The sequence below is a fragment of the Lentzea sp. NBC_00516 genome (assembly GCF_036346835.1).
GTDB classification, from domain to species: Bacteria; Actinomycetota; Actinomycetes; order Mycobacteriales; family Pseudonocardiaceae; genus Lentzea; species Lentzea sokolovensis.
Genome location: NZ_CP107840.1, coordinates 8,159,237 through 8,181,634, shown reverse-complemented (window position 1 = coordinate 8,181,634; position 22,398 = coordinate 8,159,237). Strand labels below are relative to the sequence as shown.

The following is a 22,398-nucleotide window of genomic DNA, read 5'->3' as shown; positions in this document are numbered from 1 at the left end:
GCGTTTCGTTCGGCGCAGCCAGGGGAAAGATCAACAACGAGTGCCGGTACCGATGCGGACCGTAGCGAGCTGCCGTGGCTCGCACGACTAAGGTGACAGAGGTGCTGGCGCGGTATCGCTACCGAATCGAACCGACCGAGGTTCAGCGGGGCATGCTGGCACGTACTTTCGGCTGCGTACGAGTGGTCTTCAACGACGCGATCCGCTGCCGGGAGGCCGCGCGTCGGGCTGGCGAGAAGATCAGCCCTACAGACGTTCAACGCCGGGTGATCACCGAGGCGAAGACGACTGATGAGCGCGCGTGGTTGCGCGAGGTGGCGTCGGTGGCATTGGTGCAATCGGTACGCGACGCGGATCGGGCCTACCGAAACTTCTTCGATTCTCTGGCGAAGCGGCGCAGGGGCCGCCGAATGGGTCGGCCGAGGCTGAAGTCTCGCAAGGACTCCCGGCAGACTTTCCGGCTCACCCGCAACGGGTTCGTTCTACGCGCTGGAGGCCAGCTCTACCTGGCCAAGATCGGCGATGTGCGCGTGCGCTGGTCTCGGCTTTTGCCCTCTGACCCGAGCTCGCTCACGATCATCCTCGAACCGGACGGTCACTACTACGTCTCGTTCGTCGTGGACGTCGATCCTGCACCGCTGCCGCAAATCGACAGGGAAGCCGGAGTCGACCTCGGGATCTCCCGCTTGGCCGTCGTCGCCGACACCGATGGGCAGTGCCTCACCATCGCCAACCCCAGACACTTGGCACGCAAGCTGCGCGGACTGGCCCGGCTTGAACGCGAGAAGCACCGCCGAGCCAAGGGCGGCGCGAATCGAGAGAAGACGCGACGAAAGCTGGCAGCGCAACACGCCAAGATCACCCGCGCCCGGCGCGACCATCACCACAAACAGGCCCTCATCCTGATCCGCGAGAACCAAGCGATCTACGTGGAGCACCTGAACATCGTGGGAATGGTCGCAAACCGCCGGCTGGCCAGGGCCATCGTCGACGCCGGATGGGCACAGTTCATCCGGCTCCTGCAAGAAAAGGCCGAGCGGTATGGCCGAACAGTGCAGGCAGTGTCCCGTTGGCTGCCCAGCTCGAAGACCTGTTCAAGCTGCGGTCACCTCATGGACGCCATGCCGCTGGAAATCAGATCGTGGACCTGCCCTAAATGCGGAGCGGCGCACGATCGTGACCGCAATGCGGCGCTCAACATCCTCACCGCCGGGCGGGCGGAGAAGCGAAATGCCTGTGGAGCCCAGGTAAGCCCACTCGATGGAGAGGCACCGGGCGAGGAAGCAGGAAGCTCCCAAGGCCTTCGGGCAGCGGAGCACGTCAAGGGCCGTATGGTTTACGTCTTGTGACGATCGACCAGGTTCGGCAGTTGGTGGCGGAGCGCGGCGTGCACGCCCGCAAGCTTCGCGAAGTGTTGTCCCTGCTCAGCGAGGACTGGCACCCGCTGGCGGAACTCGTGCGCCTGCCCGCGGTTCCCCGGCGCACCGTTCAGGACCTGCTCAAGGCCCTGGGCGACGACGCGGAATCTTCAGACGATCGTTACCGCATCGCCCCCGGTCTGGTGGCCTCGTACCGCTCGGAGTTCGGCGTTTCCGGCGTCCGCGACCACACCGACGTGCTGCGCCAGATCCTCGTGGACATCGCCGACGTGCCGTCGCCTTTGTCCTCGTTGGACCACGTGCAGGCGACGGCCGAGACCGCGCTGAACCGCGCGGTGTGGCTGAACTCCCACTACGACCTGGCGGGCAAGCGTCTGCTGTGCCTGGGCGACCACGACCTGACGTCGCTGGCCGTCGCCGCCGTCAATCCGAACGTGTCGATCACGGTCGTGGACCTCGACGAGCGTCTGCTGGAGTTCATCGACTCACGGGCGCTGGTGCGCGGGCACGACATCCGGACGTTGCACTGCGACATGCGTTTCGGCCTGCCCGCGGGTGCGCTCGAATCGTTCGACCTGGTCTTCAGCGACCCGCCCTACACGCCGGAGGGCATGGGCCTGTTCGCCGGCCGCGGCATCGAGGCGTTGGCGGACATCGCGTCCGGCCGCCTGCTGCTGGCCTACGGCTTCTCCGACCGGACTCCCGCGCTGGGCTTGAAGGTCCAGCAGGAACTGCAGAAGCTCGGGCTGGTCTTCGAGGCCATCCTGCCCGCGTTCCACCGCTTCGACGGCGCGCAGGCCATCGGGTCCGCCGCCGACCTGTACGTGTGCCGGCCCACGGGACGGCGAGCGGTGTCCGGTGGCACGCGGATCTACACGCACGGCGCGCAGTCCGTGGAGTCGTCAGGGCCTTCGTCCGAGGCGCTGGCCGCCCTGTCGGAACTGGCTCCGCGCCCGGAGTCCTCGCCACCGCCGAAGCCCCGTTCCGCGGGGTGGGCCGAGCCCGTCGGCAAGGGCGCGGCGTCGCTGGCCGTCGACCTGTCGGCGGATCCCGGGCCGTGGCTGCTGCGCACGTTGCTGGCCTCCTCGCCCGCCCGCCTGGCCTGCCTGGTGCCGAACAACCACCCGGCGGTGTCCTCGGAGGCCGGGCAGAAGGAACTCCAGGAACTGGTGCAGACCCGGTTCAAGTTGAAGTTCCTGCGCAACAACCCAGATGGCAAGACCACGATCGTCGTCGCCGATCAGGTTCTCACCGGAACGTTGTCGCTGGGCGAACGCGCGGTGCGCGAGGTCCTGATGAAGGCGCACGGCAAGCTGCGCAACGTCTGGCGCGAAGCGTTGATCACCGCGTCGCAGGGCGTGCTGACGAAGCGGCAGGCAGCGGAGATCGTCGACAACGCCTCGGTGGCGTCCGACGATCTCGAACTGCGGTTGATCGACCTGCCGAAGCACCGGATCGCGGCGCTGCTGCCGGAGATCTCAGCCAGCGCGGGGTATGTGGAGCGGTCCGAGGGCTAATCGCTCACATGAGTGAAAACCGGTGTATCCCACTTTGAGGTCTCGATCCGAGCATCCTCAGCGGTGACGAAGAAGCCAGGACGCAACACTGCGAGGCGTTCTGGATCATCTACCGGTTCCCACACAGTCGACGTCAGCGGCGGGAAGTCCACAGCGAGATAGGACGGGAGAAAGCCCTCTGCATTCAGATGGTCGATCAGGCCTCTGTACTCGGCGGGGCGAAGTTGGCCGACGTAGTGCTGCCACTCCACTCGGTACGAGACCTGCAGGTCGGCTAGCTCAACGAAGTGCTCCACGCCGGTGCTGTCGGTCCCCTTGATCGACAACACCTGGTCTACCGGAAACTGTGCGATTGCGCCTTCTTCAAAACTGAGCTGCCCTGCGTCCCAGGCGGCCTTGAAGGCGCCCTGCAGGTCGTACGGAGCGGACGATGAGCTGACGAAGAGTTCTACCGTTCCTGTCTCCCCGTCAGCCGAGATGGTGAAAGGCGCTTCAACAACGCGAAACCGGGCGCTCATCGACATCGTTGGAAGGATCTTGCGCCACAAGGTGGTGACGGAAAGCTCCAGCTCCCACCGCTTCGAGGCAGCGTCGGCCAAGCTGTAGAGATCGATCTTGAGGTTCCTCGCGTACGTCTTGGCAGTCTTGGAGAAACCTCCACTGCAGATCAGAATGCCTCGATCGGCTCCGACGTCTTGGATAACTGACCTGAACTCGCCCACCACGTTCACGTCGGCGCGTCGTTTGCCGTAGTCCTTCACCTGAACGATCATGAGTCGCTCGGCCACGCCATCGGTCCATCGCACGGTGACGTCGATCTGCCTCCGTACTTCAGACTCCTGTCCCAGGACACGCTCGTTGTGGGTCACAACGGCGTGCGGGCTCAGCTCAGCAATGATCTTCTCTGCGAGTTTCTCGTACTCGAGCCACAGCGCCGACTTGCCACCAGGCATCCCAGACCTCCTATACGGAGAGAAAAGGAAACACCAAACAGCGCTATCCGGCGCGGGGTATGTGGAGCGGTCCGAGGGCTAGCACCGCGCGGAACTCCTTGGGCGGCACCGGACGCGAGAACAACCAGCCCTGGTAGGCGTCCACCCCGACGCCACGCAGAACGTGGAACTGGGTGGCGGTCTCCACGCCCTCCGCGACGCACTTGCGTCCCATCGCGCGGGCCATGTCGACGACGGCACGGGCGACGGCGAAGTCCGAGGAGTCGTTGCCCACGCCGGAAACGAAGCGCCGGTCCACCTTGATGATCTGCGCAGGCAGGTCCTTGAGGCGGGCCAGCGACGAGTAGCCGGTGCCGAAGTCGTCCACGGCGAACTGCACGCCGCGCTTCACCAGTTCGTCCATCGACTGGCGGACTCGGGAGGGCAGGTCGACGAACGCCGTCTCGACCAGTTCGAGCACCACGCGTTCCCACGGGACGCCGGACTCCATGATCGCGGTCGACACGATGTCGACGAACTCGGGATCGCCCGGCACCAGGCCGGCGAGGTTCACTGCCACCGACACCGGGCGGCCGTCGGGCGCGGGCCAGGTCGCGGCTTCACGCAGGGCGGTGCGCAGGACCCAGCGGTCGAGTTCGCGCATGAGGTCGCCCTGTTCGGCGACGGGCAGGAACACGTCCGGCGGCAGCATTCCGCGGTCGGGATGCGGCCAGCGCACCAGGGCCTCGGCGGTCAGGACGGCGCCGTCGACGCCGACGACGGGCTGGTAGTGCAGCACCAGGCCGTCGTGCTGCAACGCGTCGCGCAGCTGGCCTTCGAGGTGCACCTGGCGGTCGGCCGAGGCGATCAGCGCGGCCGAGGCCAGGGACACGCGGCCGGCTCCGGCGCGCTTCGCCTCGAACATCGCGGCGTCGGCGAACCGCAGCAGGTCGGCACCGTTGGCGCGCGAGCCGTTCGGGACGGCGGCGCCGATCGAGGCCGAGACGCGGACGAGCTGGCCGTGCACCGGAACGGCCGTGCGCAACAGCGAGGCGACGCGGGTGGCCAGGGCGTCGACGCCGCCGACCGAGTCGATGTCCTCGCAGATGATCACGTACTCGTCGCCCGACAGGCGAGCGGCGGTGCAGCCGTCGGGCAGGCCGCCTTCCAGCCGTCGCGCCAGGGCCACGAGCAGTTCGTCGCCGGCGTCGTGGCCGAGGGAGTCGTTGACGCGCTTGAAGTTGTCGATGTCGCAGAAGAAGACGGCGACCTTCGAACGGCCGGGGCCATCCAGCAGCTTGGCGAGGATCTCCTTCACCAGCGCGCGGTTCGGCAGGCCGGTCAGCTCGTCGTGGGTCGCCTGGTGGCGCAACGCCTCGGCGGCGCGGCGGCGTTCGGTGATGTCCAGGAACACGATCAGCCAGAAGCGGCGGCCGTCGTCCTGCACGGACAGAGCGATGTGGAGTTCGCAGTAGACCTTCTCGCCGTCCGGGCGGACGAGGATGCGCTGCGGGATCTTCTGCGTGCGTTCGGCGGCCCACTGCAGGCCGGGCGAGGTGTCCTCGGGGTGGGTGAGCTGTTCGGCGGTCATGCCGCGCAGCTGTTCCAGCTCCATGCCGAGCAGGTCGCACAACGCGTCGTTGGCGTCGACCAGGCGCTCGCCCTCGTCGAACAGGCCGATGCCGACCGGCGTCACGGACACGAGGTCGGTGAAGCGCTGCGAGGAACGCTTCATGCGCGCCTCGGCGGCCCGTTGCTCGGTGACGTCCTGGGCGGTGCCGACGGCGAGCTGCTTGCCGCGCGCGTCGTGAACGATCATGCCGTGGCAGCGGAAGATGCGCGGCGAACCGTCCGGGCGCACCACGCGGTGCTCGAACTGCGAGGCGACCTCGTCCACCACCAGCTGGCGGCACAGGTCGTCGACCCAGGCGCGGTCCTCGGGGTGCACGAGGTCCAGGTAGGCCTGGTAGCTGCCGGGAAGTTCCGCGGGCAGGCCGAAGAGCTCGCGCAGCATGTCCGACCACACGACCTCGCCGGTGCCGGGGTTCCACTCCCACATGCCGAGGCGGGCGGCCTGCTGCGCGTCCGCCAGCCGTCTGCGGTCCTCGCGCATCTGACGTTCCAGGGCACGCGCTTCGGTGACGTCCTGGATGGTGCCGTGGTAGCGCTCGATGCGGCCGGACGGCGCGATCTCGGCGCGGGCGCGGCACATGTAGACGCGCTCGCCGACCTCGCTGTGGACCTCCACCTCGACCGGCGCGTTGTCCTGGGTGTGCAGCAGCTGGTGCCGCAACGCCTTGACGGCCTCGCGGTCGTCCGGGTGCACGCCGCTGAGCAGGTCCTCGTCCGGCGTCATGCCGAGCTCGGCGAACATCTCCATCAGCACTTCGCTGCGGTGCACGGCGCGCGTGCCCGTCTCGTACGCCCAGCTGCCGATGCGGGCGATGCGCTGCGCCTCCAGCAGCCGCGCCCGTTCCTGGGCGAGGTCGGTGGCCGCGCGCTTGGCCTCGGTGATGTCGCGGATGTAGCCGGTGATCTTGTCCAGGCTGCCGGCGTCGTCCAGCCTCGCCTCGGCGACGCCGCGGATCCACCGCAGCTGCCCGTCCGGGCGGACGATCCGGTACTCGATGTCGATCGGGTCGCCGGTGATCTCGCGACCGTGCCAGTACGTCTCGACCATGCGGAAGTCGTCCGGGTGGACGACGTCCAGGACGGCCTGAGCACCAGGCACGACGGCGCCGCGTTCGAGGCCGAGGAGTTCGTAGTGCGTGTCCGACCAGACGGTCAGGCCGGTCCCGGGGTCGAACTCCCAGGAGCCGAGTTCCGCGACCCGCTGCACCTTGCGCAGCCGGCGCTGTTCGTCGCGCAAGGCGTCCGCGGCGGAGGCGAGGTCGGAGACGTCGATCAGCAGGACGGCCTGCAGGCCCGTTCCCGGAACGGCGTGGCGGGCGACGCGCACCGGCAGTTCGGTGCCGTCCACGCGCAGCAACCGCAGGTCGGAGGTGTTGCCGAGGAGCAGCTCACCGAGCGGGTGCCCGACGAGGTCGTCGGCTCCCTGCGCGGCCGCGAGCTCCACGGCGGCAGGGTTCGCCTGCATGACGACACCCTTGGCGTCCACGAGCAACGACGGCGCGTCGGGCAGGGTCAGCCCGTCCAGCGTCATCGGCGGTTTCCCGGACGTCGGCACAGCCGTCCGTGCACGGCCGTTCACCACCGTCGCGCGTCCCACCCACTTGGGCACCGGCCCACCCTCTCCCGCATCCACCGCCCGCGGCAATTCGGGTGGGCACGACAACGGCACCCGAATGGCGGCAAACACGAACCCTCTCCTCGAGTGAACACCCGAGGAGAGGGACGGTAGCGCTTCAGAGCGTCATCGCCCACCCCTGCACGGGTTAACGAAAAGCCACGGTCGTGGTTCCGGTCCCCGTGAAGATGCAAATGAGTGGCGAATACAAGTGCCGGATCAGGCGACTCCGTCGGCCTTCGCCGCCACGGCCACAGCCGCCGCGACCTCGGGTCCGACGCGCGGGTCCAATGCCGAGGGAACAATTCGGTCTGGGCCCAAATCATCCTTCGCGACGGCGAGAATGGCATCCGCGGCCGCGAGTTTCATGCCTTCCGTGATCCGTCGCGCACCCGAGTCGAGAGCCCCGCGGAAAATGCCGGGGAACGCGAGCACGTTGTTGATCTGGTTCGGGAAGTCGCTGCGGCCGGTCGCCACGATCGCGGCGTGCCTGGCGGCGACCTCCGGGTGCACCTCGGGGTCCGGGTTCGACAGCGCGAAGACGATCGAGTCGCTCGCCATGCTCGCGATGAGGTCCTCGGACACCTTGGAGGACGAGACGCCGATGAAGACGTCCGCGCCACGCAGCGCCACGTCGATGCCGCCGTCGAGGTTGCTCTTGTTCGTGACCGCCGCGATCTGTTCCTTGACCGGGTTGAGCCCGGCCCTGCCCGTGCGGACGATGCCGCGCGAGTCCAGCAACGTGATGTCACCTGCGCCGGCCGCGATGAGGATCTTGGCGATCGCGATGCCCGCGGCGCCCGCACCGGAGATGACCACCCGCTGGTCGCCGATGTTCTTGCTGAGCACCGTGTTCGCGCCGTTGAGCGCGGCGAGCGACACGACGGCCGTGCCGTGCTGGTCGTCGTGCATGACCGGGCAGTCGAGCGCCTCGATCAGCTTCTGCTCCAGCTCGAAGCAGCGCGGCGCGGAGACGTCCTCCAGGTTGACCGCGCCGAACGACGGGCGCAGCCGGACGAGCGTCTCGACGATCTCGTCCACGTCCGTCGTGTTGAGCACGAGCGGGATGGAGTCGAGGCCGCCGAACGTCTTGAACAGCGCGGACTTGCCCTCCATGACGGGCAGGGACGCGCTCGGGCCGATGTCACCGAGACCGAGCACCGCGGTGCCGTCGCTGACGACGACGACCAGGCGGTGCGCCCACGTGTACTTCGCGGCGAGGCTCGCGTCCTCCGCGATGGCCTTGCTCACTCGTGCGACACCAGGGGTGTACGCGATCGACAGCGCCTTCGGGTCAGCGAGCGAGGCGGTCGCGCCGACCTCGAGCTTCCCGCCCAGGTGCGCGGTGAAGATCTCCTCGTCCGTCAACTGCGTCGGATCGGAGTTCTCGGTACGGGCTTCGTTCACTGCTGTCACGGCGTCCCTCCTGCGGTGCGGGCGGCGTAGTGGCCCAACTGGGCTCAATCACCAAACGGCGCACCGGCCCAGCGTTGTCACGCCGGGTACACGGGGCCTTGAAACTCGGTCGACGACCTCCGACGAGTTGCGTCGGAGAAGTGCCCGAGTGTTGCGGGTGACGGGAAGTGTGGCAGGGTCCCGCGTCGCTGTCTGCGGCGGGGATCACACTTTTTCCGCAGGTCAGAGGGCATGTAGCAAGACGTCCGTCCGGTTTTCTGCACCGACCGGTCAGTTTCTGCAGGCAGGAAGCACCCGATCGGTCAAGAAAGATTGACGCCTTAGAGTGACGGCATGCAGGCGAGTTCGCTGAAAATTGACGGCGCGTTCGAGTTCACCCCTCGGACATTTCCCGACGACCGAGGCGTGTTCGTCTCGCCGTACCAGGAGGCCGCCTTCACCGAGGCGGTCGGCCACCCCCTCCGGGTCGCCCAGACCAACCACAGCGTCTCCCGCGCGGGGACGATCCGCGGCATCCACTACGCGGACGTCCCGCCGTCGCAGGCGAAGTACGTCTTCTGCCCGCGCGGCTCGTTCATCGACGTGATCGTGGACATCCGCGTCGGCTCGCCCACGTTCGGCCAGTGGGACGCCGTGCTGGTGAACGCCGAGAAGTGCAACGCGGTCTACCTGGCGGAGGGCCTCGGCCACGCCATGATCGCGTTGGAGGACGACACGACGATGAACTACCTCTGCTCCACCGTCTACAACCCGTCCGGCGAGCACGGCCTGACGCCTCTCGACCCCGCTCTCGACCTCCCGTGGCCGCGCGAGCTCGAGTTCCTGTTGTCGGAGAAGGACACCTCGGCCCCCACCCTCGCCGAGGCCTACGAAGCCGGCGTGCTGCCGCGCTACGAAGACTGCCTGGCCCTGTACGCGTCCCTCAAAGCCTGAAACCAGGCCTCGGCCATAGTCGAGCTTTGACGACTCCGAGCACCTGCGCAGGTCCGAGGTGCTCGGAGTCCGTGCTCGCGTACGGGTTGTCTCCCACCACGTGCCACCCACCGTCCACTTCGTGGGAGGCGCGCTTCACCGACAACTGCCCAGGCCTGCTCGCCCACGAGACGAGCACCACCTGCCCCGGCTTGGGCTTCACACCCCACCTGACCAGCACGATGTCCTCATCCCTGAGGGCAGGCGCCATCGACGGACCCCGCACCAGCACGGTGGAAAGACGCGGTCTCAACGATCACCCTTCGATCAGCCGGAGTAAGGTTCTCCCCGTCGGAGCATCCACTGTTTTTCATTCTGGGAGGAACGATGCGACTCGTGTCGCGCATTCTCCGCCCACGCGTTGAGGCGACCGCGCACTGCGATCTCCCCTGCGGCGTGTACGACCCGGCCCAGGCCCGGATCGAGGCCGAGTCGGTCAAGGCGGTCCAGGAGAAGTACCAGGCGAACGAGGACCCGGAGTTCCGGGAGCGCGCCATCCTGATCAAGGAGCAGCGCAGCGAGCTCGTCAAGCACCACCTCTGGGTGCTGTGGACGGACTACTTCAAGCCGCCTCACTTCGAGAAGTACCCCGAGCTGCACGACCTGTTCAACCGCGCCACCAAGGCCGCGGGTGCGGGCGGCACGAAGGCGTCCATGGACCCGGCTTCGGGTCAGGCGCTTCTCGACCTGATCGCGCAGATTGACAAGATCTTCTGGGAGACCAAGCAGGGCTGAGCCCTTCCTCGGTTTCTCGAACGGCGCCGCCCCCTGCCCGGGAGCGGCGCCGTTCGTCGTTCAGGCGGGGACCACGTCGGTCGAGCGGGCGAGGTCCTGCCAGGTTCGCGACCACCCGCGGACGGTCACGCCGCGTCCGTGACCTTGCCGATCACCTCGAAGTCGGTGCCGGTGGGCGAGAGGCCCTCGAACTTCAGCCGGACCTGTTCCTCCCCCTCGGTCTCGGTGTCGGCCACGGTCGGCACCTCGAACTCGTACGTGGTCGCGCCCGTCTGGATGAAGGCGTAGACCCCGAGTTGCGTGGACGACAACGGCCGCGAGGGCAGCGCTTCCTCGCCCGAGTTCCGGAGCAGCCACTCGGCATTGACGTCCGTTGTGGACAGTTCGGTGCCGGAGGCGGGTGCCACCGGCACGCCGAAGAGCGAGACCGGCGAGTCGACCGCCTCGGACAGGGTCAGCTTCCACTTCAGGGCGCCGCCCTCGACCACGCTGCCGGCGACGGGGGTGACCGTCACCTTGGGCGCGGGGTCGTCGTTGCGCACCAGCAGTCCGCCGATCGCGGAGCCGACGACCGCGTTGGAGATCGCGAGAACCGACACCGGGTAACGGACGTCGGCGCTCCACCTGGTGTTGCCGGTGTAGGTCACCGGTACCTCGGCGCGGCTCTCGCCCGGCTTCAGCGTCACGAGCTTGGTCGTGGGCTGCTTGGTCGCCGGGTCGGTGTAGAAGAGCCGGATCACGCGGGTGCCGTTGCCGGTCGCGGTGACGACGATGTTGTGGGTCTGCGCGCCGGAGTCGCCCTCGTCGACCGCCGTGACGGCGGCGTCGACCCGTGCCAGTCGCGTGGGAACCACGGGGACAAGGCCCTTGTCCCAGCCGTAGGCGTCGATCAGCCACGCCTCGCCGGACGCGGACTCGGGGACCAGTTCCAGCGAAGCTACCCGGCCGACACCCGAGGGCAGCGGCACGCGGACTTCCTGAGCCCACAACGAACTCGTGCGATCCGAGCCGGGCAGTCCGGTCACCGAGACGGCGCCGAGCGAGTGCTTCCGTCCCTTGTGGTCGGTCACGGAGACGCCGAACCGGGAGGCCGCGGAGTTCGGCGGGACGGCCAGGCGCAACGCCAGGTCGCTGGAGCCGTTCAACGACACCGGTGCGGAAGGTGTGACCACGCCGGCCTGGCCCGCGGCCGACCACTTGAACGCGACCGAGAGGCGTTCGGGCTGCGCCACCGCACCGCGGAAACCGACGAAGTGCGGTGAACGCGCGGTGCTGCACCCGACGGCGGCATCGCGGGACGTCTGCTGGCAGACGCGCGCACTACCGGACACACCGGTGGAACCATCAGGCACGACGAGCGATTTGCGGTCCGCGCCGATCGCGTGCGAGAGAACGCGGGCCGGGTCCGCGGACGGGGCGCGGACGCCGGAACCGTCGAGCAGCGGCAGCACGGACTGGTCGCGGCCGAGGAACAGCCGCGTGGACGCCGCGATGTAGGTGGCGCCCATGGTCTGCTGCTGGTCGGCGGTCAGGCGGGTGGCGGTGCCGGGCGTGCACAACGGGTCCGGCTGCTGGCCTGGCCAGAAGTCGTCGGACGCCGGCGCCTCCGCCTGGCCGGGGGTCCACACGCTGTTGAAGTAGTTGTGGTTCGCGCCGATCATGTACAGGGCGCTGTGCACCGCGTCGCCACGGCTCAGGCCGCGCGTCTGGTCCACGAACATCTGCCCCTGCAGGTCGGACACGTCACCGTCGCAACCGGGCAGGAACGTCACCGAGGGCACGTCCGGCGCCGGGTTGTGACCGAAGATCGTGGGACCGATCAGCACGTCGCCGCGGATGTTCCAGCGCACCGGACCGGAGAAACCCGTGTCACCGGGCGGCGGGGTGAGGCTGTCGGTGGCGGCGCGGTTGACGCCCTCGCCACCGCGGGAGTGGCCCACCAGCAGCACCTTCGACATGTCGGCGGCCGGCGCGGACTTCACGGCACCGGGCGCGGAACCCTTGCCGGAGGCCCAGTCCGCCCACTTGGCCAGGTGGTGGCGCACCAGCGACGAACGGCCCTGCGCACCCGCGTCGGCGGTCATCGCGTCCTGGGCGTTGATCCCGTTGGCGGAGATCGACACCGTCAGATATCCCTGCGACGCCAGCAACTGCTGCGCCTTCAGGTAACCCTTGTGGCTCGGCACGGCCGTCAACCCGCCGGTGCACGGCCAGTTCATCGCGATCCGGTTCGGATCCGACTTGCTGTAGCAGGTGTAGTGCCTGCCGTGCAGGAAGAGCACGAGCGGCCGCTTGCCGGGCGCACCCTTGGGCGCGACGACAACGGCCTCCATCTCGATCGGCGCCGCGTACTCGGGCAGCTTGATCGAGTCGAGCGCGTACTCACCGGTGCTGGTGGCGTACGGCCCCGGCGTGCCCGGATCCACACCGGCCTCGGGCTGCAACGCCGGCAGTTCGGGCACGGACAGACCGGCCACCGGAGGCTCCGGCACGTCCAGCCGCTTCCCCGCCGACCGCACCTGAAGCGCGGCGGGGTCCTTCAGAGCGGCCTTCAACGTGTAGGTACGCAGGTTCGCCGACTCCTGGGCGCGCCCGAGGAACCGGTCGCCCTCCCAGAACTCGACACCCGCGTCGAGCAACGGCATCGACGCGGCGGTGGTCCACCGGATCTCGTCACCGGAGACGGTCCAGCCAGGTGCGGAAGATGGTTCCGGCGCGGCCGACGCGGGCAGCGCCGGTAGTACCGCGGCCAGCAGAACAGGAAGTAAAAGCGCGACTGTGCGACGCATGAGTGGGTCCCCCTCAAAAAGGACTATCCACTCCGTTCTAGCCACGCCACGCAGCACGAGGCTCGTGATTCCGCCCGGAATCTGCCAATCAAAACGACAACCAGACGGGAGTATTACGCCATTCAGCCCAAAGCCGGGTGATTTCCCTCATCCGGCAATGCGTTCGCATTTCGAGGACAGCCGAAACGTCACCGGTCTCTGGAGTCGTTGTCGCGCTCGTTCTGACTCAGTTTGTTCCACGTCGAGGTCAGTTCCGCCCGGATGCGCGCGACCCGAACCCCGAAGGCCTCGCGGATCTCCTGGGCGTCGACCTCGTCGGGGGCGCCGTGGTCGTGATGCTCGCCGCTCATGGCGGTCGGGGTACCTCGACGGTGTACTACTCCAAACGTGCTCCCCGTCACTCCTTAGGATCAACCAGGTGAGCACCCACCTCTACCTGCTGCGTCACGGCCAGACCGAGTGGTCCGAGAGCGGCAGGCACACGGGACGCACTGACATCGAGCTGACGCCTGAGGGCGAGCAGCAGGCACGCCGCGCGGGCGCGACGCTCGCCCGGCTGAGGGGCACGGACCAGGCACCCGCGTTGGTGCTGACCAGCCCTCGGCAGCGTGCCACCAGGACGGCCGCGCTGGCCGGGCTGGAGGTCAACGCGACGACCGAGGACCTGGCCGAGTGGGACTACGGCGACTACGAGGGCATCACCACGCCGCAGATCCGCGAGCGCGTGCCCGGCTGGACGGTGTGGTCGCACCCCATGCCCAACGGCGAGACGCACGCGGAAGTGCAGGAACGGGCCCGCAAGGTGCTCGGCGAGGTGCGCAAGATCCTGTCCGGCAGTGACGTGGTGCTGGTGGGCCACGGGCACTTCAGCCGGGTGCTGATCGCGGCGTGGCTGGGACTCGCGCCCGACCAGGGCGTCCACTTCGGACTGGACCCGGCCGGCATCTGCCAGCTGGGCGACGAGCGGGGCGACCCGCAGGTGCGCAGGCTCAACGTGCCTGCCTGGGAGGTGTGATGATCCGGCGGGTGGAACCGCGTGACGTCGACGCGGTCGTGGGGCTGGTGCACGAGCTGGCGCTGTACGAGAAGGCGCCCGAGGAGTGCCACCTCACCGCGGAGCAGTTGCGCACCGCGCTGTTCGGCGAGAGCCCCGCGCTGTTCGGCCACGTGGCCGAAGTGGACGGCCGGGTCGTCGGAATCGCGTTGTGGTTCCTCAACTTCTCGACGTGGGACGGCGTCCACGGCATCTACCTCGAAGACCTCTACGTCACGCCGGACCAGCGCGGCAACGGTCTGGGCAAGCAGCTCCTGAAAGCGCTTGCCCAGGAGTGCGTCGCCAAGGGGTACTCCCGTTTGCAGTGGTGGGTGCTCAACTGGAACGCGCCGAGCATCGGCTTCTACAAGTCGCTGGGCGCCGTCCCGATGGACGAGTGGACGACGATGCGCGTCGCGGGCGAAGCCCTGGCCGAGCTCGGCTCGTAACTCCGAAGGTTGACGGAAGGTCTCGAAACGCTCACGAAACGGGGATTCCACTGAGGACGGGTCCACGGTCCTGGCAGCGTCCCCGCTCGCCGATCCCCCGGCAAAAGTAAGCGTGGAAAGAAGGAACGACCGTGGGCACTGACCCGACTACGATCGACCCCGCCGTCTCGACCGGCATCGGCGTCTTCGGAACGATCATCTACCTGGCGCTGGCCATCTTCGGCGTCGTCGTCTTCTGGAAGACCTTCACCAAGGCCGGTCAGCCGGGCTGGGCCGCGATCATCCCGATCTACAACATCTACGTCCTGCTGAAGGTCGCGGGCCGTCCGGGCTGGTGGCTGGTCCTGCTGCTGATCCCGATCGTCAACATCGTCATCCTGGCGATCGTCTCGATCGATGTCGCGAAGTCCTTCGGCAAGGACACCGTCTTCGGTGTCGTCGGCCTGTGGCTGTTCAGCATCATCGGTTACGCGATCCTCGCGTTCGGTGGCGCGCAGTACCACGGCCCGGCCGCGCTCGCGGGCCAGCAGGCCGCCTACAAGGGCTGAGCAAGACCACGAAGGCCGGTTCGCGAAGTCACCCTGGACTTCGCGGGCCGGCCTTCACTACGATTTGTCCTGAAAACGTTTTCAGAGCTTTTCAGACGCCGAGCAGCCGCCGCCCTCGACACAAGAGGAAGGACCAACGATGAAGCGTCGACTGACCGGCGCGTTCGTCGCACTGGCGGTGGTCGTGGCACCGGTAGGCGTGGCGAAGGCGGCAAGCTTCAACGTCAAGGACTACGGCGCGAAGGGCGACGGCAAGGCGATCGACTCGGTCGCCATCGACAAGGCCATCACGGCGGCCAGCGCGGCCGGCAGCGGCACCGTCGAAATTCCGCCGGGCACGTACCTCTCTCGCTCGATCCACCTCAAGAGCAACGTCACGATCAACATCCAGCAGGGCGCGCGCATCGTGGCGTCCGGCAGCGGCATCGACGCGCCGGAACCCAATCCCACGTACGGCAAGTACCAGGACTTCGGGCACAGCCACTTCCGCAACGCCCTGCTGTGGGGCGAGAACGTCGAGAACGTCAGCTTCACCGGCAAGGGCGTGATCGACGGCGCGAACAAGCTGGAGACCGGCGAGAACATCCCTGCGGGCAAGGGCGACAAGATGCTGTCGCTCAAGTTCTGCAAGAACGTCACCATCACCGACGTGACCTTCAGGGAGGCCGGTCACTTCGCCATCATCACCAACGGCTGCAACGGGATGAAGCTCGACCGCGTCACCGTCGACACCCCGGACGACCGCGACGGCATCAACTTCATCAACAGCTCCAACGTCGAGCTGTCGAACTCCACCATCGTCTCCAGCGACGACGCCGTGGCGTTCAAGAGCGACTACGCCACCGGAAAGACGTTCCTGAGCGAGAACAACGTCGTCCGCGACTCCACCATCCAGTCGACGGAGAACAACGCGATCCAGTTCGGCTCCGAGACCTGCGGCAGCTTCAGGAACATCCAGTTCCGCAACCTCAAGGTCACCGGGGCCTCGAAGGCAGGCCTCGGCATGGTGTCGATGGACGGCGCGGTGATCGAGGACGTCCTCTACGAGAACATCCAGCTCACCAGGACCGCCTCACCGATCTACCTGCACGTCGGCAAACGCGGCCGCTGCCCGGACAGTCCGCCCACCGGCAGGATCCGCAACATCACCTATCGCAACATCTCCGGCACGAACCTGACCGCGCCGCGCGACATCCCCGGCGACCCCGAGTACGCGTCGACCGTCTCCGGCCGGTCCGACTCGAAGATCACCGGGCTGACGTTCGACAACGTGAAGCTGACGGTTCCGGGCAACCACAAGGAGTCCGACGCTTCGAAGAGCCCGCCAGAGGTGTCCGGCGAGTACCCGCCGCGGATCTTCGGCGTGCGGCCGGCGTTCGGGTTCTGGATCCGCGACGCGACCGACGTGAAGTTCCTGAACAGCACGGTCGAGTTCGAGAAGAACGACGGGCGCCCGGCCATCACCACCGACAGCGTGCAGAACATCTCGCTGAACGGCGTGAAGGTGGAACGCAGCACCGGCGCGAACGACCTGCAATGGCGCAAGAGCAGTGGAACGTCGGTCACGGACAGCACGACCACAAGTGGTCAGGCGCTGCGAGTGAAGAACGGCTAGACCATCCCCACGGCGCCGTACGTCGACGCGTCGGCCGCGGCGGAAGTACCAGGAAGCTCGCCGTCCGCCCGCCAGTGGGCGGCGAGCACCAGGCCGGGTTCCAGCAGCTTCAGGCCGCAGAGGAACTCCTCCACGTCCTGTTTGGACCGCGGCACGAGCTTGGCGTCCATGTGGTCGGAGAGGTCGACCAGCCGGTCGACCAGTTCCGGCTCGACGTCCTTCGTGAGGTGCGTCAAGGCGAGGATGCTGCCCTCGGCCAACGCGGCCCGGTAGCGCGCGACGACACCGGCGGGCTCGTCGATGACGTACGGGAGGATGCCGACCATCAGCACAGCGGTCGGCTGGGTGAAGTCGATGAGACGACGTGTCTCCGGGTGGCGCAGCACGGCGCCCACGTCGGAGATGTCGGACTGCACGATGGCGGCGCTGAGGTTGTCGCGCAGCATCGTGCGGGCGTGGGCCACGGTCACCGGGTCGTGGTCGACGTAGACGACGTTGCACGACGGGTCGAGGGACTGGGCGGCCTCGTGGACGTTGCCGGCGGTCGGGATGCCGCTTCCCAGGTCGAGGAACTGGCGGATGCCGTACTCCTCGACGCACAGACGCACCACGCGGCGGGAGAAGGACCTGATCGTGCGCGCGATCTCGGCGACGGGGAACTTCTTGATGCTCTCCTCGGCCAACGCGCGGTCAACCGCGAAGTTGTGCGCTCCGCCGAGGTAGTAGTCGAACAGGCGGGCCACATTCGGGCGTTCGGAATCGCCGTTTGTCGTCACCCGCTTCGGGCCGTCCTGCACTGCGCACCTCACCCTGCTCCCAAGCGGCGCGAACGCTGGAGGCACGGTAACTGGCTACTCCGTTCGTGTCCATCCACCATTAGTGAACACGCAGGGTGATGGCCCCCGGCCGGAGCCGAGGGCCATCGCAGGGTTACCGCTGGTCAAGCTGTGTGTCAGACGCCCGCGTTGGAGGTGATCCAGGAGCGGTAGGTGGCGATGCGGGTGTAGTTGGACCGCGTCGCGCGGTCCGAGGTGGACGCGACGCCGACCTGGCGACCGGCACCGAACATCGGGCCGCCCGAGTCACCACCGGCGGCGATGCCGTCGACGCGCTGGACGGCGATCGCACGACCACCGCGGTAGTCGGAACCGTTGGGGTTCGTGACTCGCGTGTTCGCGACCTTCAGGTAACGCGACTGGCAGTTGATCTCCGGCTGGTTGGTGCAGGTGGCGCCCCAGCCGTAGAGCTGCACGGTCTGGCCGGTGGCCACGCCGTCGCTGCTGGAGGCCAGCGGCGAGAACGGAGCCGACATCGCCGTGCCGACCTGCACCAGCGCCAGGTCCGCCGACGGGTGCTTGATGATCCGCGTACCCGTGACGAGCTGGCCACCGGACTGCTGGTCCAGGCTGCCCGCGCGGAACGTGTACGTGCCGCTGCCTGCGACGCAGTGCTCGGCGGTCAGGATCCACCGAGGTGCGATCTTCGTGGCGGAGCAGTTCTCCCGCCCGTTGAAGAACAGGCGGGCGGCGTACGGGAAGTTGGACGCGTAGCCGCCGCCGATGATCATCGGCGACATGTCCGGGTTCTCCGGAGCAGCCGTGGCGGTGGCAGGGGCGAGGGAGAGAGCCGCCAGGACGGCGCCCGCGATCGCAATGGTCAAACGCATGGTTGGTCACCTCGTGAGTGCAGGGAGTGGTTAAGCAACCACCCACAGCTTCACCCGGCCGTGTGACCGTGACCACCCTCCGTTAGTCGGCTTTGTCGCCTTCCGACACGTCTTCGAGGCCCATCGCCCACTTGCGCCCGTCGTTCGTGAACAGGAACACGAGCACGACGACGCAGTAGATGCCGCCCAGCGAGCCGAGCAGCTGCTGCTCCGAGGGCCCGTACGCGTACCAGGCGCAGCCGAGCAACAGCAGCTGCGTGACGATCACGGGCGTGCGGGCGCCGTGGTGACCGCGGAACAACATGATCGTCGCGAAGAGCGCCCCGCCGAACCAGAGCACGAGCACACCGGCGGCGCCGAGGATCGGGCCCGCGGGCGTCGAGCCCTCGATCACCCGGATGACGAGCGCCACGGCCAGCGCGATGCCGCCCAGACCCTGCACGAAGGTGAGCGCGGACGCGATGCGCACCGCGCGCGGCGGCGCCTGGATCTGAGTGGTCACGGGAGACCTTTCATCACGTTCTGTACTGGTCACGGATCGTAGGCCACCCGGTTGGAGGGCTCTCCGAGCACGTCCCGCGCGGGAAGATCAAGGGGCCTTCAGCGAGCCGGCGGTCGTCCGGGGTGCACTCGGCTGCGAGGTGAACGCGATGCTGACGGAAGGGAGATCTACGCCACTTTCGTGAGGCTGTAGCCACCCTGAGGGAGGACATGCGAGCCGCGGACGGTCACGCACTGTCTTACTCTCAAGTAGTGCGCGCTCTTCTCGTGGTGAACCCGCAGGCGACTACAACGACGCCCGCGGGCCGTGACGTGTTGGCGCACGCACTCGCAAGTGACGTGAAGCTGGAGGTCATCGAGACCTCCTACCGCGGCCATGCGGCGGACGCCGCCCACCAGGCGGCGGCGGACGGGTTCGACCTGGTCATCGCCCACGGCGGCGACGGCACGGTCAACGAGGTGGTCAACGGCATCCTGCGCGGCGGCCCCCGTCCCGAGACGCCGATGCTGGGCGTCGTGCCCGGCGGGTCGGCCAACGTCTTCGCGGGCGCGCTCGGCATTCCGCGCGACCCCGTCGAGGCCACGCACGTCCTTCTCCAGGCGATCGAGCACAGCACCAGGCGCCGCATCGGGCTCGGCCAGGTCTTCGCGGACGTCATCGAAGGCGGCCGCTGGTTCACCTTCAACGCGGGCATGGGCCTGGACGCCGATGTCGTCGCAGGTGTGGAACGCAAGCGCGCCAAGGGCCGCAACGCGAGTCCCGCCCTTTATCTGAGCGTCGCGCTCAAGGCGTACGCGCAGATCGTGCGCAAGCCGCAGCACTTCGTCGTCGAGGTGCCGGACGAGGCGCCGTTCGACGACGTCGGCATGGTGTTCGTGTCGAACACCGATCCCTGGACGTACTTCGGTGACCGGGCGATCCAGCTCAACCCGAGCACGTCGTTCGACGGCGGCCTGGGTTTGAGTGCCTTGAGAACGATGCGGGTACCCACCGTCGGGCGCTTCATCGCCCAGGTCCTCGCGACGGGGAATCCGAAGGGCGGAAATCTCGTTCGGCGTGATGACGTGGGCTATGTCAGAGTGAAGTGCGAGGAGCCCGCGAACCTTCAGGTTGACGGAGACTTCCTCGGGACGACCACCGCGGTGGAGTTCAGGGCGGTCCCGGACGCGTTGACTGTTGCCCTGTAAGGAACTTTACAGTCCGTGATCGGTTCGTGACCGTCTCGGTACCTTCCCGAGATGTACTGCAGTCGAGTGACAGCAGAGCGTGAAACCCCAGGTGAACGCTGTCGATCTTTTGGGTGAGTTCACTCACCGGGTCAGTGCTTACCCCTTGACATCCCAGCCGTTCGTGAAAGCATTCACAAGCACCCCAAAAACGACCGCTGACAACCGGCGTGCCCTTGTGCGCGCCTATCGCTGAGGAGTAGTTCCAATGGACTGGCGCCACCGCGCGATCTGCCGCGACGAGGACCCCGAGCTGTTCTTCCCCGTTGGGAACAGTGGTCCCGCGCTGCTTCAGATCGCCGAGGCGAAGACCGTCTGTCGCCGCTGCCCCGTCGTCTCCGACTGCCTCGCGTGGGCTCTCGAGAGCGGCCAGGACGCCGGCGTCTGGGGCGGGATGAGCGAAGACGAGCGCCGCGCTCTCAAGCGCCGCAACGCCCGCACGCGGGCCCGCAGCAACGCCTGACCAGGCAGTTAGCCGCGAAACCAGCACAGTGCTGGTAGCAGAACTTTCCTAAAGAAGAAGCCCGACACCGTGCCAGGTGTCGGGCTTTTTCTTTTGTTTGCACACCCTCCCGCATGACCACGTGAGACCGCTGAGGCTGGTCGTCACGTGTGCACGGCGTTAGTTTAGCGCCGCCCTCTGAGCGGCACGCGCAGGACCGCCTCAGTACCGCCTCGGGGCCGCCGCCGCAAGCTCAAAGAGCCTCTCAATTCGGAATCAACAAGGGTCCGAACGATCTGCAGACCCAGCCGATCGGTGCGTTCCAGTGAGAAACCCTGCGGAAGGCCCTTGCCGTCGTCGGTGATCGTCACATCGAGCCACTTCGCGGAGCGCTCGGAATGCACGACGACCTCTCCGCGCTGGCCAGGGGCATAAGCGTGCTCGAAGGCGTTCTGCACGAGTTCGGTCAGCACCATCACCAACGGGGTGGCGATCTCGGCCGGCACGATGCCGAACCCGCCCTCGCGACGCACGCTGACCTGGGTCTCCGTGACGGCCACGTCGCTCATCATCGGGATGACCTTGTCGACCACGTCGTCGAGATCGACCCGCTCGTCGACGGACATCGACAACGTCTCGTGAACCAGTGCGATGGAAGTCACACGGCGAACGGACTCGGCGAGCGCCTCCTTCGCCTCCGGGTTGCTCAGCCTGCGGCTTTGCAGCCTCAGCAGGGCCGCGACGGTCTGCAGGTTGTTCTTCACCCGGTGGTGGATCTCGCGGATCGTGGCGTCCTTCGACATCAACGCACGGTCACGGCGGCGCACCTCGGTCACGTCGCGGCACAGCACGATGGCGCCCGCGGCCTGACCGCGTGGCCTAAGAGGCAAAGAACGGAACAGCACCGCGGCGCCGCGTCGTGACTCGGCCTCCATGCGCATCGACGGCTGGCCGTCCAGTGCCTGCCTGATGCGCTGGGCGACCTCGGTGGCGTCGAACGGGTCACCGATCAGGCTGCGTGTGAGCGGTGCGAGGTGCACGCCCACAAGGTCACTGGCGTGCCCCATGCGGTGATACGCCGACAGCGCGTTCGGTGACGCGAACACCACCGCGCCGGACGGATCGAGCCTGATCAGCCCGTCGCCGACGCGCGGACTGGTGTGCACGTCCGGCGAGGGTTCGGGCGCGGGGAACGTGCCGTCCGCGATCATCTGGCACAGGTCGGCGGCACTGCCGAGGTACGAGATCTCCAACGGCGACGGCACGCGCGGCACCGCCAGGTTCGTGCTGCGGCTCAGCACCGCGATGACCTGCTTGCCCAGCCGCACCGGGATGGTCTCGCGCCGCACCGGCACGCCCAGGTGCCAGCGCGGGTCCTCCTCGCGGCAGATCCGCGACTCGTCCATGGCCCTGCGCAGCTGCGGATGTTCCTCGGACTCGACCTCGCTGCCGACGACGTCCTCCGGGTGAGCGGTGGGCGCCGTGGTGGGGCGGGCCTGGGCCACGCAGAGGAACTTGTCGTCCTCCAGCGGGACCCACATGACGAAGTCCGCGAACGACAGGTCGGAGAGGAGTTGCCACTCCGCGACCACCAGCTGGAGGTGGTCGACGGCGGCGCCGGAGAGCTTGGTGTGCTCGGCCAGAAGGTCCGTGAGCGTGCTCAGAACTCCTCCATGAGAAACTACGGAAGCTGTGTTCGATTGGTCGGCTGGTCCGACCATCGCGAATCAGTGCACGGCAGGTCGGCCCAGCCGACGCTGGTTGAAGCAGTTCTGATCCTAGGAGACTCCCATGTCGAAGCGTGCTCGCAAGCGCCGCGACCGCAAAAAGGGCGGCGCCAACCGAGGCAAGCGCCCCAACGCCTGAGTGCTGCGAAAAGGCCTGGACACCGAGACGGTGACCAGGCCTTTTTGTCGTTCTGGGAGCGAGT

Annotated in this window: 21 protein-coding genes; 11 read left to right on the top strand and 10 right to left on the bottom strand. The window is 67.6% G+C overall.

The features are described from left to right. Nucleotides 1-101 precede the first annotated feature (101 nt). Nucleotides 102-1,349 carry an RNA-guided endonuclease InsQ/TnpB family protein gene (locus OG205_RS37930; protein WP_330272635.1) on the top strand — a complete coding sequence of 416 codons (1,248 nt, stop codon included), beginning with the start codon at nt 102-104 and terminating at the stop codon, nt 1,347-1,349. Then, a complete protein-coding gene (locus tag OG205_RS37925; protein WP_330272634.1) occupies nt 1,346-2,896 on the top strand; it encodes a bis-aminopropyl spermidine synthase family protein in 1,551 nt (516 codons plus the stop codon). The genes OG205_RS37930 and OG205_RS37925 overlap by 4 nt, the downstream gene beginning before the upstream one ends. On the opposite strand, the gene OG205_RS37920 is transcribed toward OG205_RS37925, so the two are convergent. From OG205_RS37920 to OG205_RS37910, 3 genes are all read right to left on the bottom strand, one after another. After that, nucleotides 2,893-3,849, bottom strand: coding sequence for a restriction endonuclease (locus OG205_RS37920; protein ID WP_330272633.1), 957 nt, complete (start codon nt 3,847-3,849; stop codon nt 2,893-2,895). The genes OG205_RS37925 and OG205_RS37920 overlap by 4 nt on opposite strands. 43 nt (nt 3,850-3,892) lie before the next feature. Beyond that, a complete protein-coding gene (locus OG205_RS37915; protein WP_330272632.1) occupies nt 3,893-7,069 on the bottom strand; it encodes a bifunctional diguanylate cyclase/phosphodiesterase in 3,177 nt (1,058 codons plus the stop codon). 225 nt (nt 7,070-7,294) lie between these two features. After that, nucleotides 7,295-8,491 carry an NAD(P)-dependent malic enzyme gene (locus tag OG205_RS37910; protein WP_442916641.1) on the bottom strand — a complete coding sequence of 399 codons (1,197 nt, stop codon included), beginning with the start codon at nt 8,489-8,491 and terminating at the stop codon, nt 7,295-7,297. Nucleotides 8,492-8,824: 333 nt separating this feature from the next. On the opposite strand from OG205_RS37910, the gene OG205_RS37905 reads away from it, so the two are divergent. After that, nucleotides 8,825-9,424 carry a dTDP-4-dehydrorhamnose 3,5-epimerase family protein gene (locus OG205_RS37905; protein ID WP_093592084.1) on the top strand — a complete coding sequence of 200 codons (600 nt, stop codon included), beginning with the start codon at nt 8,825-8,827 and terminating at the stop codon, nt 9,422-9,424. On the opposite strand, the gene OG205_RS37900 is transcribed toward OG205_RS37905, so the two are convergent. Continuing rightward, a complete protein-coding gene (locus OG205_RS37900; protein WP_330272631.1) occupies nt 9,414-9,716 on the bottom strand; it encodes a S24 family peptidase in 303 nt (100 codons plus the stop codon). The genes OG205_RS37905 and OG205_RS37900 overlap by 11 nt on opposite strands. Nucleotides 9,717-9,790: 74 nt before the next feature. Between OG205_RS37900 and sodN the strand changes: the two genes are divergently transcribed. After that, nucleotides 9,791-10,198, top strand: coding sequence for a superoxide dismutase, Ni (sodN, locus tag OG205_RS37895; protein ID WP_093592081.1), 408 nt, complete (start codon nt 9,791-9,793; stop codon nt 10,196-10,198). A gap of 125 nt (nt 10,199-10,323) precedes the next feature. On the opposite strand, the gene OG205_RS37890 is transcribed toward sodN, so the two are convergent. Next, complete coding sequence (locus OG205_RS37890) at nt 10,324-12,987, bottom strand: alpha/beta hydrolase family protein (RefSeq protein ID WP_330272630.1); 2,664 nt, start codon at nt 12,985-12,987, stop codon at nt 10,324-10,326. Nucleotides 12,988-13,175: 188 nt separating this feature from the next. Beyond that, a complete protein-coding gene (locus OG205_RS37885) occupies nt 13,176-13,337 on the bottom strand; it encodes a hypothetical protein (RefSeq protein WP_330272629.1) in 162 nt (53 codons plus the stop codon). Nucleotides 13,338-13,405: 68 nt separating this feature from the next. Here OG205_RS37885 and OG205_RS37880 point away from each other — a divergent pair, with 68 nt between their 5' ends. From OG205_RS37880 to OG205_RS37865, 4 genes are all read left to right on the top strand, one after another. Then, a complete protein-coding gene (locus tag OG205_RS37880; RefSeq protein ID WP_330272628.1) occupies nt 13,406-14,002 on the top strand; it encodes a histidine phosphatase family protein in 597 nt (198 codons plus the stop codon). Beyond that, nucleotides 14,002-14,469: a GNAT family N-acetyltransferase gene (locus OG205_RS37875; protein ID WP_330272627.1), complete on the top strand. Its 468-nt coding sequence runs from the start codon at nt 14,002-14,004 to the stop codon at nt 14,467-14,469. Before OG205_RS37880 ends, OG205_RS37875 begins: the two co-directional genes overlap by 1 nt. Nucleotides 14,470-14,600: 131 nt before the next feature. Beyond that, nucleotides 14,601-15,017 carry a DUF5684 domain-containing protein gene (locus OG205_RS37870; protein ID WP_330272626.1) on the top strand — a complete coding sequence of 139 codons (417 nt, stop codon included), beginning with the start codon at nt 14,601-14,603 and terminating at the stop codon, nt 15,015-15,017. Nucleotides 15,018-15,156: 139 nt separating this feature from the next. Further along, nucleotides 15,157-16,632, top strand: coding sequence for a glycoside hydrolase family 28 protein (locus OG205_RS37865; protein WP_330272625.1), 1,476 nt, complete (start codon nt 15,157-15,159; stop codon nt 16,630-16,632). Here the strand turns inward: OG205_RS37865 and OG205_RS37860 are convergent. The 3 genes from OG205_RS37860 to OG205_RS37850 all read right to left on the bottom strand — a co-directional run bounded on the left by OG205_RS37860 (nt 16,629) and on the right by OG205_RS37850 (nt 18,800). Then, nucleotides 16,629-17,441 carry an SAM-dependent methyltransferase gene (locus OG205_RS37860; protein WP_330272624.1) on the bottom strand — a complete coding sequence of 271 codons (813 nt, stop codon included), beginning with the start codon at nt 17,439-17,441 and terminating at the stop codon, nt 16,629-16,631. The two genes, OG205_RS37865 and OG205_RS37860, sit on opposite strands and share 4 nt — an antisense overlap. Before the next feature lie 143 nt (nt 17,442-17,584). Continuing rightward, nucleotides 17,585-18,298, bottom strand: coding sequence for a S1 family peptidase (locus OG205_RS37855; RefSeq protein ID WP_330272623.1), 714 nt, complete (start codon nt 18,296-18,298; stop codon nt 17,585-17,587). Nucleotides 18,299-18,380: 82 nt separating this feature from the next. Further along, on the bottom strand, nt 18,381-18,800 hold the full coding sequence (locus tag OG205_RS37850) for a hypothetical protein (protein WP_330272622.1): 420 nt from the start codon (nt 18,798-18,800) through the stop codon (nt 18,381-18,383). 251 nt (nt 18,801-19,051) lie between these two features. Between OG205_RS37850 and OG205_RS37845 the strand changes: the two genes are divergently transcribed. Then, nucleotides 19,052-19,987, top strand: coding sequence for a diacylglycerol/lipid kinase family protein (locus tag OG205_RS37845; protein WP_330272621.1), 936 nt, complete (start codon nt 19,052-19,054; stop codon nt 19,985-19,987). 247 nt (nt 19,988-20,234) lie between these two features. After that, a complete protein-coding gene (locus OG205_RS37840; RefSeq protein WP_015104912.1) occupies nt 20,235-20,489 on the top strand; it encodes a WhiB family transcriptional regulator in 255 nt (84 codons plus the stop codon). 164 nt (nt 20,490-20,653) lie between these two features. On the opposite strand, the gene OG205_RS37835 is transcribed toward OG205_RS37840, so the two are convergent. Beyond that, nucleotides 20,654-22,132 (bottom strand): histidine kinase N-terminal domain-containing protein, encoded by a 1,479-nt coding sequence (locus OG205_RS37835; protein WP_330278317.1) that lies wholly within the window; start codon nt 22,130-22,132, stop codon nt 20,654-20,656. A gap of 127 nt (nt 22,133-22,259) precedes the next feature. Between OG205_RS37835 and OG205_RS46860 the strand changes: the two genes are divergently transcribed. Then, nucleotides 22,260-22,334 carry a 50S ribosomal protein bL37 gene (locus tag OG205_RS46860; RefSeq protein WP_369809028.1) on the top strand — a complete coding sequence of 25 codons (75 nt, stop codon included), beginning with the start codon at nt 22,260-22,262 and terminating at the stop codon, nt 22,332-22,334. Nucleotides 22,335-22,398: the final 64 nt, after the last annotated feature.

Bases quoted from the DNA above. Each gene is read 5' to 3' on its own strand.
- OG205_RS37920 (WP_330272633.1), bottom strand. From the start codon at position 3,849: ATGCCTGGTGGCAAGTCGGCGCTGTGGCTCGAGTACGAGAAACTCGCA.
- OG205_RS37905 (WP_093592084.1), top strand. From the start codon at position 8,825: ATGCAGGCGAGTTCGCTGAAAATTGACGGCGCGTTCGAGTTCACCCCT.
- sodN (WP_093592081.1), top strand. From the start codon at position 9,791: ATGCGACTCGTGTCGCGCATTCTCCGCCCACGCGTTGAGGCGACCGCG.
- OG205_RS37890 (WP_330272630.1), bottom strand. From the start codon at position 12,987: ATGCGTCGCACAGTCGCGCTTTTACTTCCTGTTCTGCTGGCCGCGGTA.
- OG205_RS37885 (WP_330272629.1), bottom strand. From the start codon at position 13,337: ATGAGCGGCGAGCATCACGACCACGGCGCCCCCGACGAGGTCGACGCC.
- OG205_RS37875 (WP_330272627.1), top strand. From the start codon at position 14,002: ATGATCCGGCGGGTGGAACCGCGTGACGTCGACGCGGTCGTGGGGCTG.
- OG205_RS37865 (WP_330272625.1), top strand. From the start codon at position 15,157: ATGAAGCGTCGACTGACCGGCGCGTTCGTCGCACTGGCGGTGGTCGTG.
- OG205_RS37855 (WP_330272623.1), bottom strand. From the start codon at position 18,298: ATGCGTTTGACCATTGCGATCGCGGGCGCCGTCCTGGCGGCTCTCTCC.
- OG205_RS37840 (WP_015104912.1), top strand. From the start codon at position 20,235: ATGGACTGGCGCCACCGCGCGATCTGCCGCGACGAGGACCCCGAGCTG.